The 14,663-nt window shown below is 72.3% G+C and carries 1 protein-coding gene; it reads right to left on the bottom strand.

Translation table 11 applies throughout. The annotated features are described in order from the left end of the window. Positions 1 to 53: 53 nt before the first annotated feature. A complete protein-coding gene (locus F3T56_RS09855; RefSeq protein WP_149824438.1) occupies positions 54 to 14,399 on the bottom strand; it encodes a type I polyketide synthase in 14,346 nt (4,781 codons plus the stop codon). Between the last annotated feature and the right edge of the window lie 264 nt (positions 14,400 to 14,663).

Here is a 14,663-nt window from a genome sequence, read left to right as displayed (position 1 = left end):
TGCGCTGTCCTTTCTTCCATCAGTCAGTTCTTCCGTCAGTCAGTGCTGTTCCATCACTGCTGCCAGGAGCGGAACGCCCGCAGGTGTTCCGGTGTGACCACGAGCTCCAGACGCTCGTCGTCCTCGTCTCCGCCGCCGAGCGCGGCGAGGAGACGGCGGGCCGGTACGTTGCGCGGGGTGCGTTCCGCCGTCAGGCGGACCTTCGCGCAGCCCAGTTCGCCGGCCCGGTCGGCGAGCCATTGCAACAGGTGTTCCTCGACGCCCCGGCCGAGGGCGCGGCAGCTCATCAGCCAGGCCAGTACGTCGAGTTGGTCGCCGTCCGCGCGGAGGGCGAGCAACCCGATCTGGCCGTAGTCGCCGAACCGGTCCCGGGCGGCGGCCATCCACACCTCGCCCTGCGTACGCCAGCGGGCGACGTCGCCGCCGTCGGCGGAGCGGGCGTGCAGGGTGAACTGGTTGGTACGTCGGACGAGTTGCTCGGCTCGCTGAACGTCGGCGTCGGACAGGGCCCGGATGTCGACCTGGAGGTCGAGTTCGGCGAGGAATTCCTCGAAACCGGTCTGCTCGAATATGGCGTCCCGTTCCCGCTCCTGCGCGTAGAAACGTGCTCGCAAGGCGTCCTCGGCGGTTGCCGCCGCCGGAACCAGCGGCCACAACCGGCCCAGGAACTCCTCCAGTTCGGCGGTCGGCGGGCAGGTCACCGACAGCACCTGGGGCAGTGCCGAGCGCATCTTGGCGATCTCGGCGGGGTTGTCGTCCAGGAAGAGGAAGCTGTCGAGGCCGAGGTTGAGGGTGTTCGCCGCGTCGGACAGGCGGAGGGGCTTGGGGCCCCAGGCGGCGGAGAGCACGCTGAAGTGCTCGGCCTTGAGGAGGCTGTCGGGTCGGTCCAGTACGGCGCGGACGGTGTCCTCGTCGTTGTTGCTGACCAGCGCCAGCAGTGCGCCGGCGTCCCGCCACCGCAACAGCCGGCGCGCGAGGAGGGCCCGCGGCCCGGTCAGGTCCACGGCCTCGGGGCCGATCTCTCCGGCCACCCCGCCCCACAGGGTCTCGTCGCCGTCCACCGCGATCACCTTCGGCGCGGGGTGTGTCACGGCCCGTACGACGTCTGCCAGCGTGAGGGCGACGGCCGCCTGGAACTGCGGGGTGAAGGGCAGGTGGGCCAGTCGTTCGGTCGTTGCGTCGAAGCGTTCGGCCACGGGGTGGTGGCGGGTCCAGTCGTCGGCTCCGAGGACTGCGATACCGGGCAGTTCGGCGAGTTCGGCGGCGATCTCGCGTTCCCAGCACGCGAGGCGGTCGTCGTCGCGGGAGGACGGCAGGAAGCCGACGATCAGGGGCTTCCTGGTGCGCTCGGACAGGGTGCGCAGCGCGGCCGGGTACGTGGCGCGCAGTTCGGCGAGGAGTGCGTCGTCCACTGGGCCGAACCGTTCCAGGTCCGTCGCCCTCAGCAGTACGACGCCCACCGTCGTGGTCGGGTCGGCGAAGACGCCGGAGGGGTCGCGCAGGGCGGCGAGTACGTGGTGGTACGGGGCTTCCGCGACCTTCGGTATGCCGTTCAGCCCGCCCTCACGGAGCACCGTCTCGATCATCAGCGGCAGGTTGCCCAGGGCGAAGGTGGCGGCCAGGGCCAGCTGGACGCCTGCCGGGGGCTGGTTCGCGGGTAGGGCGGCCTCGGTCGGCGCCGTACGCACCGCGGCCGACGGCTCCTCCACCGCCTCCGCGATCAGCCTCAGGAACTCCTGCCCCAGCGCACCGGCCGTGGCCGCGTCCAGGATGTCGAGGTTGTGGTCGAGGCGGATCCGGCCCGCGTCCGGGGTCATGGTGATCATCAGATCGAGGTCGGAGTAGCCCGTCCCGGCCGGAAGGACCTCCAGGTTGTTCAGACGGCCCGCCGCGGAGCGTACGAAGTTGAAGTACACCTCGATCAGAGGGGCGTTGGCCCGGCGCAGGTCCTGCTTGGCCAGGGTCGCCAGGACGTCCGTGAACATGGCGCCCTTCGCCAGGACCTTCTCCAGGCGGCCGTCGGTGCGGCGCAGTACGTCCTCGATCCGCTCCGTCGCCCGGGCCTCGGCCGGGAACGGCACCGGCACCCCGAAGAAGCCCACCGCGTCGTACGCGTCGGCGTGGATGCGGGTGTCCACCGGCACGGCCAGCACGAAACGCTCCCGCTCCCGCATACGGGCCAGCAGTACGGTCAGGGCGCCGAGGCAGAAGGCGGCGGGTGTGACGGCGAGGCCGCTCGCGGCCGCCGATACCTGTTCCATGAGGCCGTCGGGGATCGTCACGGTGACGCTGCCGGCCCGGTAGGAACGTTCCGCCGGGCGCGGCCGGGCGAGGGTCAGGTCGAGGCGGGCGCTGCCGTGGAAGGCTTCGCGCCACTCGGCCACGCCATCGGCCGCGCCGTCGGTCTTGGCGGTCTGCTGGGCCTCGATGAGGAGGTCGATGTCGCGGTTGGTGACCGTGGCGCCGAGCGGGGTGCCGGACAGTTCGGCGTCGATCTCTCCCGCCACCAGCAGCAGCGACTGCAGGTCGCTCACGGCGTGATGGGCGCCGAAGACCAGGGTCTGACCGTGGGCCGTGCCGCCGTCGAGGAGTTCGAAGCGCCACAGGGGTGCGGTCGTCAGGTCGAAGGGCGGTTCCAGCAGTGCGCGCAGCCGGTCGGCGGCGTCGACTCCGGTGTCGTCCGCCACGGTCGTCCAGCGCAGCAACGGCTCCGCCGGCTCACGGTCCACCCGCAGCTGTCGGCCCCTGCCGGTGCCGGATTCGATCGCTGTGCGCAGGGCCGCGTGGCGGGCGGCGAGCCGGTCGAGGATGCCGGTGAGTGTCTCGCGGGTGGTCGGTTGCGTGAGTCGTACGGCGAGACCGACGGCGTGGGCCGCGTCGGGCATACCCGGCTGGGCGCTGCGCAGCAGACGTACGACGTCGCGGGTGGCGGGCCGGAGTTCGGTGTCGGGAACCTCGGCGGCTTGGGTTACTGCCTCGGCCCGCTCCTCCAAGGCCTCGGCGGTGGCCCGTTCGGGCAGGGCTGCCGCCAGGACCTGAGCGAGGCCTCGGATGTCGGTGGCCGAGAACACGGCCGCCGCCGGGAGTTCGACGCCCAGTTCACGGGCGAAGGCGTTGCGCAGGCGGACGAACATCAGGGAGTCCAGGCCGAGTTCCTTCAGCGGCATGGTCACAGAGACCTCCGCCGCGCCGCCGGACACCTCGCCGACCCTGGCCCGTACGTACGCTTCGAGCCGCGTGTCGCGGTCTGCGTCCGTGGCCGCCGTCAGCACATGCTTGACCAGGTCGTCGGCGCCGCCCGCGCCGCCGCCCGTCGGGACGGTCACCAGGTCGCTGAGTATGGGACGCGTGCGGGCCGCGTCCGGGTCGAGGGCGAGCATCTCCCAGTCCAGGGCGAGGGGCGCGAGTTGGCGTCGCTCGGTGGACAGCACCCGGTCGAAGAGTTCGCCGCCCTCCTGCGGCGTGAAGGCGACCAGGCCCGAGCGGTTCATCTCGGCGGCGCGGGTGCCCGATTCGGCGACCATACCGACGCCCGTCCAGGCGCCCCAGTCGAGGCTGAGAGCGTGGCGGTCGGTGTGGGTGAGGTGGTGGGCCCAGGAGTCGAGGAAGGCGTTGGCCGCCGAGTACGGGCTCTGTCCGGCGGAGCCGAGGAGACCGGCAGCCGAGGCGAACAGGATCAAGTCCTGTGCTTCGGAGACGAGTTCGGTGAGGAGGGTGGTGCCGAGGACCTTGGGGGCGAGGACGCGTCGGACGTGTTCGTCCGTGAGGTTACTGATCGTCGCGTCGTCGAGGACACCGGCGGCGTGGACGATTCCGGCGATCGGCCCGGCTTCCTGTCGCAGGGCGTCCAGCGCGGTGGTGAGGCTGTCGCGGTCGGTGACGTCGGCGCGGGTCAGGTGGACTGTGACGCCGCGTTCTTCGAGGGTCTTGATCCAGGCGGTGGCGTCCGGGGTGGGGGTGGAGCGGCTCATCAGGGCCAGCCGACGGGCGCCGCGGCGGGCCAGCCTGTCGGCGACGACGCGGCCGAGGCCGCCGAGACCACCGGTGATGAGGTACACGCCGTCGGCGGTGATCCGGCCGTGGCCGCCGTCGTCAGGGCGGGTGCGGGCCAGGCGCGGGACCAGGCGGCCCGCTCCACGTAGCGCGACGAGGCGTTCGTCGTCCGCGTGTCGTAGCTCGGTCCAGAAGGCGTCGGTGTTGTGGTCGGTCGGTTCGAGGTCGATGAGGGTGGTGGTCAGTTCCGGGTGTTCCTGGGCCACGGCGAGGCCGAAGCCCCAGGCGAGGGCCTGCTGGGGAGAGGTCACCTGGGCGCTGTCACCGGCGGCCTGGCTGCCGCAGGTGATCAGGAACAGTCGCGGGGCTTTGCCGACGCGCCGTTCGGTGAGCGCCCGTACGGCATGCAGGGTGGTGAGGCAGGTGAGCCGGGCGGCCTCGTCGGCTGTGTGCGGATCGGTGATGGCCGGGGCGTCGAGGGCGGTCAGCTGGATGACGCGTTCGGGCAGGCCGTCCGGGTATGCCTCGTCGAACAGGCGGGCCAGATGCTGGGGATCGGCCGGGTCGAGGATGTAGCGGCCGGGGCCCTCGACGGTGAAGGCCTCACCTCGGCGGGCGATGACGTGCGGGATCGAGGCCGCGTGCAGGCGTTCGCCGAGGGCGGTGGCCACGCCCGTGTCGTCGGCCAGGAGCAGCCAGCTGCCGTCGGTGGGCTGTGCCTGTGCGTCCGGGCGGGGCTGCCAGCGGGTCTCGAAGAGGGCGCCGTCGAGCGGTGAGAGCGCGGCGAGCCTGAACTCCTCGGCCTCCAGGAGGAGTTGCTCGTTCTCGTCGATCAGTCGCAGGTCGAGGATGGCGGTGTCGCCGTCCACGGAACGGAGGTGACAGGTCACCCACACGGGTGTGGTGCGCAGCCCGGTGAACCTCAGCCGTCCGACCCCGGCGGGCACGAACGCCCGCCCCTCGGGCGCGTCACCCGGCAGAGCGGCCGTGTGGAAGGCGGCGTCGAGGACCGCCGGGTGCAGAAGGTGACCGGCGTCGGGCTTCGGGGCCAGTCGGCCGAGAGCCGCGCCGTCCGTGCGGTGGCCCTGTTCAAGGCCGCGGAAGGCCGGGCCGTAGTCGATGCCGAGGGCGGTGAGACCGGCGTACACGGTCGGTAGATCGGCTTCCTCCGTGCACCACTTGCGCAGGGTGGCGAGTCGCTCCGCTGCTGCCGGTTCGGTGTCGGTATCGCTGCCCAGGGCGACGCGTCCGGTGACGTGGTGTTCCCATGGTGTACGCCGTTCGCCGGTGGGCGCCGAGGCGATGGTGAAGTCCCGGAAGCCGTTCTCGGCGGGCCGCAGGACCAGCTGCAGCCGTACGGGCTTGTCGGCGTCCAGGCGCAGGGGCTGGACGAACTGGACGTCGGCCAGCCGTACTTCGTCGCCTTCGCGCAGGGCGGAGGCGCCCTCCAGCGCCATTTCGAGGAAGGCCGCACCGGGCAGCCAGACCTCACCGGTGACCTTGTGGTCGGTCAGGTAGGCGAAGCGGCTGTCGCGCAGGTCGATGTCGGTCTGGAAGAGGTGGCGGTCGGGTTGGTCGCTGGCCTCGATGTGTGTGCCGAGCAACGGGACGCCACCCCCGTTCTGGGTGGCGGGGGCGAGCCAGTGGCGTTCGCGGGCGAAGACGTACGTGGGCAGGTCGACCCGGCGACCGGCCGGGAACACCTGCCACCATTCGGGCGTGAACCCGGCCGTGTACAACTCCCCCAGCCTGCCCAGCAGGACGTCCAGCCCGTCCCGCTGCCTGCGCAGCGACCCGACGCTCACCGCGTCGACACCGGCCTCGGCCGCCACCGCCTCGATCGAGGAGCCGAGCGACGGGTGGGGGCTCACTTCCACGAAATAGCGGTAACCGTCGTCCAGCATGCGCCGGATCGTGTCGGCGAAACGGACGGGCTCGCGAAGGTTCGCGTACCAGTACTCGGCGTCCAGTCGGTCACCCGTGATGGGTTCGGCGAGGACCGTCGAGTACTGCGGGAACAGCGCCTCCGTGCCCCGGACTTCGGTGAAACGGTCGAGGAGTTCCTCGCGGAGCGGGGCCATCGCGGGGGTGTGCGAGGCGAACACCGTCGACAGCCGACGGACGGGTATCTCCTGATCGTCGAGCTGTTCCCGCAGCTCGGCGAGTGCGTCGGCGTCGCCGGAGACCGCGGTGGAGTGCGCGCTGTTGACGACCGCGACGAACAGGCGGCCCGTGTACGGGGCGAGCAGTTCCTCGACCTGGGCGCTCGGCAGTTCAACGGCGAGCATGCCACCCTTGCCGGCCAGGGGTACGACGGCTTGGGCGCGGCCGGTCACCACGGTGATGGCGTCTTCCAGGGTGAGAGCGCCCGCGAGGTATGCCGCGGCGATCTCGCCGAGGCTGTGGCCGACCACGGCGTCCGGGGTGACACCGAGGCCGCACCAGGCGGCTCCCAGGGCGGCGTTGACCGCGAACAGCACCGGTTGAAGGATCTCTGTGCGGTCGAAGGCGGTCGCGGTGCCGGGGGCGTTGTCCGTGCCGTTGTCGGTGTCCTTGAGGATGTCGAGCACGGACCAGCCGACGCGCTCGCGGATCGCCTTGTCGATGCGGGTCAGTTCCTCGCGGAACGCCTTCGAGTGGGCCATCAGGCGCAGACCCATGCCGGGCCACTGGCCGCCGTGTCCGGCGAAGACGAACGCCACCTTGCCGGTCTGTTCCGCGCGGGCGGGGGCCATGACGGTCCGGCCGGTGGCCACGGCGTCGAGCTGGGTGAGGAGTTCGTCCCGGTCGGCGGCCACGAGTGCGGTCCGTCGTTCGAAGTGAGTGCGGTGGCGGGCCAGGGTGTGCGCGATGTCCGGCAGTGCAGCGATGTCGTCGGCGTCGTGCAGGTGGGCGGCCAGTCGTGCGGCCTGCTCACGTACGGCCGTCTCACTGCGCCCCGACAGCACGAACAGGCGCTCGCCCGGGGCGAGTTCGACTGATGGCTCCGGCTCGGTCCGGGGTGCCTCTTCCACGATCACGTGGGCGTTGGTGCCGCTGATGCCGAAGGCACTGACACCGGCACGGCGTACGCGGGTTTCCGATGCCGGCCAGGCGATCTCGTCGTGCAGAAGGTGGAGTCCGCTGCTGTCCCAGTCGACATGGCGGCTGGGCGTGTCGGCGTGCAAGGTTTGCGGGAGCGTCTCGTGGCGAAGCGACTGGACCACTTTGATCAGTCCGACGACTCCTGAGGCCGCCTGGGCGTGCCCGATGTTCGACTTCAGTGAGCCCAGATACAGCGGCTTGCCATGAGGTCGGGAGGCGGCGAATACCTCGGCCAGGGCGTTGGCCTCGATCGGGTCGCCCAGCGTGGTGCCCGTGCCGTGGGCCTCGACGTAGTCGATATCGGCGGGCTCCAGGCCGGACTGTTCCAGGGCCCGCCGGATCACCTGTTCCTGTGCCGGGCCGTTGGGTGCGGACAGCCCCTGGCTGCGCCCGTCCTGATTGACGGCCGTGCCGCGAAGTACGGCCAGCACCTCGTCACCGTCCCGCCGCGCGTCGCTCAGCCGCTTCAGTACGACCATGCCGACCGCTTCGGACCAGATGGCTCCGTCCGCGGCGTCCGAGAACGACCGGCAGCGGCCCGTCGGCGACAACCCCCGCAACCGACTGAACTCCACGAAGGTCTGAGGCGTGACCATGAGCGTCACACCCCCGGTCAGCGCGAGATCGCAATCACCGTTGCGCAGCGCCTGCGCGGCCAGGTGGATCGCCACCAGCGACGACGAGCAGGCCGTGTCGACGGTGAGCGCCGGTCCGTTGAGCCCGAGGGTGTAGGCGAGGCGGCCCGAGGCGACGCTCGGTGCCGAGCCGGTGCCGACGTATCCGTCGAGTTGGTCGAGGCGGGAGCCCGCCAGGTAGTCGCTGCCGAACATGCCGACGTAGACACCGGTGGTGCTGCCGGCCAGGTCGGCGGGCACGATCCCGGCCCGCTCCAGCGCCTCCCACACCGTCTCCAGCAACAACCGCTGCTGCGGATCCATCGCCGCAGCCTCCTTCGGCGTGATCCCGAAGAAGCCCGCGTCGAACGAGCCGATGTCGTCCAGGAAACCGCCCTCACGGGCATACGACTTGCCCATCGCCTCCGGATCGGGATCGTAGAGCGACTCCACGTCCCAGCGCCCGGCCGGGAACGGACCCACCGCGTCCCGGCCCTCCGCCACCAGCCGCCACAACCCCTCCGGGCCGGTCACACCACCCGGCGCACGACACGCCATCGCCACCACCGCCACCGGCTCGTCGACCGATGCGATGGTCGGCGAGTCAGGGACCTTGCGGCGGGTCGTACGATCGGCCGCCGCGAGCACCGTGTTCAGGAGGTGCTCAGCGAGTCGGGCCGGAGTGGGGTGGTCGAAGAGGAGGGTGGCGGGGAGCTTGGCGCCGAGGCGGTTGCCGAGGCGGTTGCGGAGTTCGACGGCCGTCACCGAGTCCATGCCGAGGTCGCGCAGCGGCTCGTCGGGGCGGACGGACTCCGCTGAACGCAGGCCGAGGGCTCGGCAGGCCTCCTCGCGGATCACGGCGAGAACGCGCTCGCGGCGTTCGGCTTCCGGAAGGCGGGCCAGGCGTTCGGCCAGGCCCTCACCGCTGTTCTGGTCGGCGCGGGCGGCGGGCAGCAGCGAGCGCCAGAGTGCGGCCGAACCACCGCTCGTGGACGCCGTGTTGTCGCGCAGGCGGGGCAGGTCCAGGGCCCAGGCGACGAGGTGCGGGGCGCCCTGTCGCAGGGCGAGCCCGACCAGTTCGCGGCCCTGGTCGGTGGTGAGGGCGCGGTGGCCGAGGCGGGCCATCCGTTCCAGGTCGGCGTGTTCGGCGGCGAGGCCCTCGCCCGCCCAGGCACCGAAGGAGATCGACACACCGGGCAAGCCCAACGCCCGTCGACGGTGGGCGAGTTGGTCGAGGAAGACGTTGGCCGCCGCGTAGTTGCCCTGGCCCGCGTTGCCCACCACACCGGCGGCGGAGGAGACCAGCAGGAACAGGTCCAGCGGCAGCTGGGCGGTGAGTCGGTGCAGGTGGGCGGCGCCGTCGACCTTCGGGCGCAGTACCTGTGCGAGGCGTTCGGGCGTCAGCTCGGCTACCACGCCATCGGCCAGGATGCCCGCGCAGTGCACGACACCCCGCAGCGGCAGGTCGTCGCCGATACGGCCTAGTACGTCGGCCAAGGCCGCCCCGTCCGCGATGTCACACGCGGCGACCTCGACCTCAGTGCCGAGCGCGGTCAGCTCCGCGGTGACTTCGGCGGTACGTGGATCGGCACCGCCTTGACGCGACGTCAGCAGAAGCCGAGGGACGCCGTGTTCGGCGAAAAGCCGGGCGATGTGGCGGCCCACCGCACCCAGACCGCCGGTGATCAGGACGGTGCCGTCGGTGGGTACAAGAGACGGGCGGCCCACGAGGTCGAGGACGACAGGGGCGCCGGTCGCGTGCTGTCGCCGTATCGCCTCGCGTGCGGCGGGGACGGGGAAGACCTGGGGGCGGACGGGGGCGCTCCGAGCCGCGTCGACGGCTTCACGGACGAACTCTTCACGGTCGGCATCCGGCGTGAAAGCGAGGGCGGCGGCCGCAGTCGTGAACGCCATCTCGTCGGGCAGCACCACGACGAGCCGCGCGTCGGCGATCGCCTCGGAACCCGGCGCGGTTTCAGCGAGGGCCACGACGCGCTGCCCGGGGGCGAGGCCCTCAACCTCGCCTCCGACCTCGGTGATGATCCCCGCGCACCCGGCGAGCGGCCGTACACCGACGGCGTGCACCTGGATGCGCACCTGGCCCGAGGCCAGAATCCGGGACTCGGCCGGACGGAGTGTCACGTCCGCCGTGAGTCCGGCGAGTTCGTGTCCGGTCAGTTCGTAGGTGTCCCCGGCGGGGATGCGCAACGCGTCCGTGGCACGGGCCCGCACCAGCCTCGGAGCCAGCAACACGCCCGCCCGACAGGCGAGTTCGGGTTCGCCGACGTACGCGACGGCTGTCGGCAGCACATCCGGGGAGTCGAGGTCGAGAAGGGTCAGCCCGAGGTCCGGGTGCTCGGCGCGCGCGCTGCGGGCCAGGCCCCACAGCACCGACTGGACGAACCCCGGAACAGTGTCGCCGTCGCCGGCCGCCACCGCGCCCCGCGTCACCCAGACGATCCGGGCGGGCGCCTCCTCCTGCGGAAGGGCGATCAGCGACTGGAGTTCGGCCAGTGCCGTGTCCGCCAACTCCTGTGCGGCGGCAGCGGGTTCGGCGTCGGCTGCCGGACGCGGCCAGAACCGTACGAGGATGTCGGCGGCCGTGTCACCTGCCCTGGCGACTCCCTCCCCGACCCGTATCCCCTCCGCTCGGAGTGCGCGCAGCGCCGCAGCCACCTCCGGATCGGCCGCGTCACCCACCACGGTCCACTCGTTGCCCGGACCCTCGGCGTGGTCCTCGGTGAGCGCCGTCCACACCACCTCGTACAGGTGGCGGCCGTTCTCCGAGCCGCTGTTCAGGTCCGCCGGGTCGGCGGCGCGCAGTCGTACGCCTTCCAGTCGTCCTGCGGGGAGACCGTCGGTGTCCCACAGGGTCACGTCCATCGTAAGGTCCGTGCCGGAGCCGCCCGTGCGCCGGACGAGGGCGATGAGGTCGGTGGCGCCGCCGGGCGGCAGGACGCAGCGGCCCACCGCGACCGGCAGCAGCACGCGGCTGTCGGAGGTGTCGAAGGACGCGGCCACGTGCAGGGTCGCGTCCAGCAGGGCCGGGTGGACGGGGTACGGGTCGGCCGTGTCGCGGGCCGCGGCGGGCAGTGAGAGGCGTGCCAGGAGTGCGCCGTCGGCGGTCGGGACCGCTTCCTGTACGCCCTGGAAGGCCGGGCCGTAGCCGAGGCCCTGGTCGGCCAGTCGCTCGTACGTCTCCGGGGTCCAGGAGGGGTGGACGGTCTGCGGCCAGGTCGGCGGGCCGGCCGCCGTGGTGGGGGCCGGCGCGTCGGCGGACGCGGTGGCGTGCAGGGTCCAGCCCATGGCCTCCTGGCCGCGCGGCCGGCTGTGGACGGTGATCTCCGGTACGGCACCGGCGGTGACGACCTCGACGGAGACCTCGACCGTGCCGGAGGCGGGGAGGGTGAGGGGGGCGAGGATGAGCAGGTCGGTGACGTCGCCCGGGACCTCTGGGCGGGCGACGTCGAGGGCGGCGCGGCACAACTCCATCAGGGTGGTGCCGGAGACCACGGTCCGGCCGAACACGGCGTGGTCGGGCAGCCAGTCGGCGGTGGCCGGGGACCACTCGCCCCGGAAGGTCCAGCGGGTCTCGTCCGCCGACTGGAGCTGGACGCCGAGCAAAGGGTGCGCGGCGCGGTCGAAGAGGCCGCAGGCCGCGCCGGTGGCGGTCTCGGGCTCGATCCAGTGGCGCTGTGCGTCCCAGGCGTACGTCGGCAGGTCCACCGGTGCGCTGTTCGGAACCAGGCGGCGCCAGTCGACCCGCCGTCCGTGGACGTGGAGTTCGGCGGCGGCCCGGTCCAGGCAGCCGGGGCCGTCCTCGTCGCGGCGCAGCGAGCCGACGGCGACCAGGCTGTCGTGACCGATGTCCTCGGCGACCGTGCGCACCGCGGTGAGCAGGGACGGGTGAGGGCCGAGTTCGACGAAGTACCGGTAGCCGTCGGCCAGCATGCGCTCCACGGTGGGTGCGAAGCGGACGGGTTCGCGGAGGTTGGCGTACCAGTAGTCGGCTTCCCGCTCCTCGGTGACCGGCTCGCCGGTGACCGTCGAGTACCAGGCGACGGAGGTCGGGTAGGTGGTGACACCGTCGAGTTCGTCGAGGATCGTCGTGCGGACCGGTTCGACGTGGGCGCTGTGGGAGGCGTAGTCGACGTCGAGGCGGCGGACGAAGACCTGCTGCCGGTCGAGTTCGGCGAGCAGGGTTTCCAGGGGTTCTACGTCACCGGCGATCACCGTCGAGCGGCCGCTGTTGACGGCGGCGACGGACACCCGGCCGTCCAGGTCGGCGAGGTGGGCCTCGACCTCGGTGTGCGGCAGGGCGACGACGGCCATGGTGCCGGTGCCGGACAGCTCGGTCAGGGCCTGGCTGCGCAGGGCTACGACAGCGGCGGCGTCGTTGAGGCTGAGCGCTCCGGCGACACAGGCCGCCGCGACCTCGCCCTGGCTGTGCCCGATCACGGCGTCGGGGCGTATGCCTCGGGCCCGCCATACGGCGGCCAGGGACACCATCACGGCGAAGAGGACCGGTTGGACGACGTCCACGCGGTCCAGGGACTGGGCGTTCGTGTCGCCGCGCAGGACGGCCGTCACCGACCAGCTGGTGAAGGGGCGCAGTGCCGAGTCGCAGCGGTCGAGTTCGTCCGCGAACACGGGGTCGCGGTCGAGCAAATCGCGGGCCATGCCGGTCCACTGGGCGCCCTGGCCGGGGAAGACGAACGCCAACTTGCCTGAGGGGAGCGTCTGTTGGGGGCCGACGACGAGGTCGGTGCCGGACTGTCCGTCTGGCTGTCCGTCTGCGAGGCCGCGCAGGGCGGTCAGCAGGTCTTCGCGGCCGGCGGCCTGCACGACGGCTCGGTGCTCGAAGTGGGTGCGATGGTGGGTGAGCGTGGCGGCCACGGCGGGCAGCGGTAGTTCGGGGACGGCCGTGAGGGCGTCGTGCAGCCGGGCGGCCTGGCCGTGGAGGGCGGGGAGGGTGCGGGCGGAGAGCGGGAAGAGGGTCGTGTGGGGGGCGGGTGGTTCTTCGGTGCTGGTGCCGGCGGTTTCGTCGTCGCTCCCCTGGACCGCGCGGTCCGCCAGGTCCTCGGGGGCCCCCTCCAGCACCACATGTGCGTTCGTCCCGCTGATGCCGAACGCGCTCACGCCCGCCCGGCGCGCCCGCTCCCCGCCACGCGGCCAGGCGCTCGCGGTGTCATGCACGCGCAGGCCACCGTCCGCCCAGTCGACGTGTGCGGTCGGGGTCTCGGCGTGCAGGGAGGCGGGTAGGTGCTCGTGGCCGAGGGCGAGGACGGTCTTGATGACGCCGCCGATGCCCGCCGCGGCCTGGGTGTGGCCGATGTTGGACTTCAGGGAACCGACGGTGAGCGGGTGTCCGGCCGGGCGGCCGGGGCCGAAGACGGCGGCCAGGGCGCGGCCCTCGATGGGGTCGCCGAGTTTGGTGCCGGTGCCGTGCGCCTCGACGTAGTCGAGGTCGTCCGGGCGGAGGCCGGCGGCGTCCAGGGCGGCGCGCAGTACGCGTTCCTGCGCCGGGCCGTTGGGGGCGGACAGGCCCTGGCTGCGGCCGTCCTGGTTGATGGCGGAGCCCTTGACGACGGCGAGGACCCGGTCGCCGTCCCGGCGCGCGTCCGAGAGCCGCTTCAGCAGGACCAGTCCGCAGCCCTCGGCCCACACCACGCCGTCCGCGTCGGCCCCGAACGGGCTGCACCGCCCGGACGGCGACAGTCCGCGCAGCCGGCTGAACTCGACGTGCCCGCGCGGGGTCACCAGGAGCGTGGCGCCGCCTGCCAGCGCGAGGTCGCATTCGCCCGCCGCGAGCGCGCGGGCCGCCAGGTGCAGGGCGACGAGGGAGGAGGAGCAGGCGGTGTCGACGGTGACGGCGGGGCCCTGGAGGCCGAGGGTGTAGGCGATGCGCCCGGAGGCCACGCTGGACGCCGAGCCCGTGCCGACGTGCCCGTCGAGTTGACCCAGTGCGGCGGAGGCCAGGTAGCCGCTGTCGTACAGGCCGATGTAGACGCCCGTGGAGCTGCCGTTCAGGGTCTCGGGGACGATCCCGGCGCGTTCGAGGGTCTCCCAGGTGGTCTGGAGGAGCAGTCGTTGCTGCGGGTCCATGGCCGCGGCCTCACGCGGCGATATCCCGAAGAAGGGCGCGTCGAAGCGGTCGATGTCGGCGAGGAAGCCGCCGCGCAGCGTGTACGCCTTCCCGCCGGCCTCCGGGTCGGGGTCGTAGAGGCCGGCGGTGTTCCAACGGCCCGCGGGTACCTCGGAGATGGCGTCCCGGCCCTCGGTCAGCAGCCGCCACAGTGCCTCGGGGTCGTCGGCGCCGCCGGGGAAGCGGCAGGCCATGGAGACGATCGCGATGTCGTCGTCGGGCCGTGCCCGCCTGTGTGAGGGGGACGGGTCCGTCGCCGTCATGACAGGGCTGGGCCGGTCGTCGAGTACCGCCTCGGCGATCGCCTCGATCGTGGGATGGTCGTAGACGAGGGACGGGTCCAGGGTACGGCCGATCCGCTCGGAGAGGTCTACGGCCAGCGTCACCAACTGGCGTGATCCCAGGCCGAATTCGGCGATGGGCCGGTGCGGGTCGACGGTCAGCGGGTCGAGCCCGGCCGCCTCGGCGACGGCCGACGCCAGCCAGTCGCGCACGCCGTGCGCGGTCGTGACGGACGTGGCGGACGTCTCGGGGGTCTGCTTCGGGGACTCGTTCGCAGGCATCTGGGCAGGTGTCCTCGTGGACTCGGGGCTCAGGCGGTTTCCGTACCGGCGCGATATGGCCGGTGCGCGGGGATACGGAGGCGGCCGATCTGCGGTTCGACTCGGTCGACGCAGGTTCGGTCGACGCAGGTTCGGTCGACGCAGGTTCGGCGGACTGCGGTGACGCGTCGGCAGCGGCGGCCGCTGTCGGGCGTACGGCGTTCGGCGGGTGCGACTCGGGCCGCCGCCGACACGGGCGAATGATCGTTTCGGCGGCGGTCGATG

Source organism: Streptomyces tailanensis, from assembly GCF_008386495.1.
GTDB lineage: Bacteria > Actinomycetota > Actinomycetes > Streptomycetales > Streptomycetaceae > Streptomyces > Streptomyces tailanensis.
Note: the sequence above shows the minus strand (reverse complement) of the source record. Positions and strands in the feature narration are given on the sequence as shown.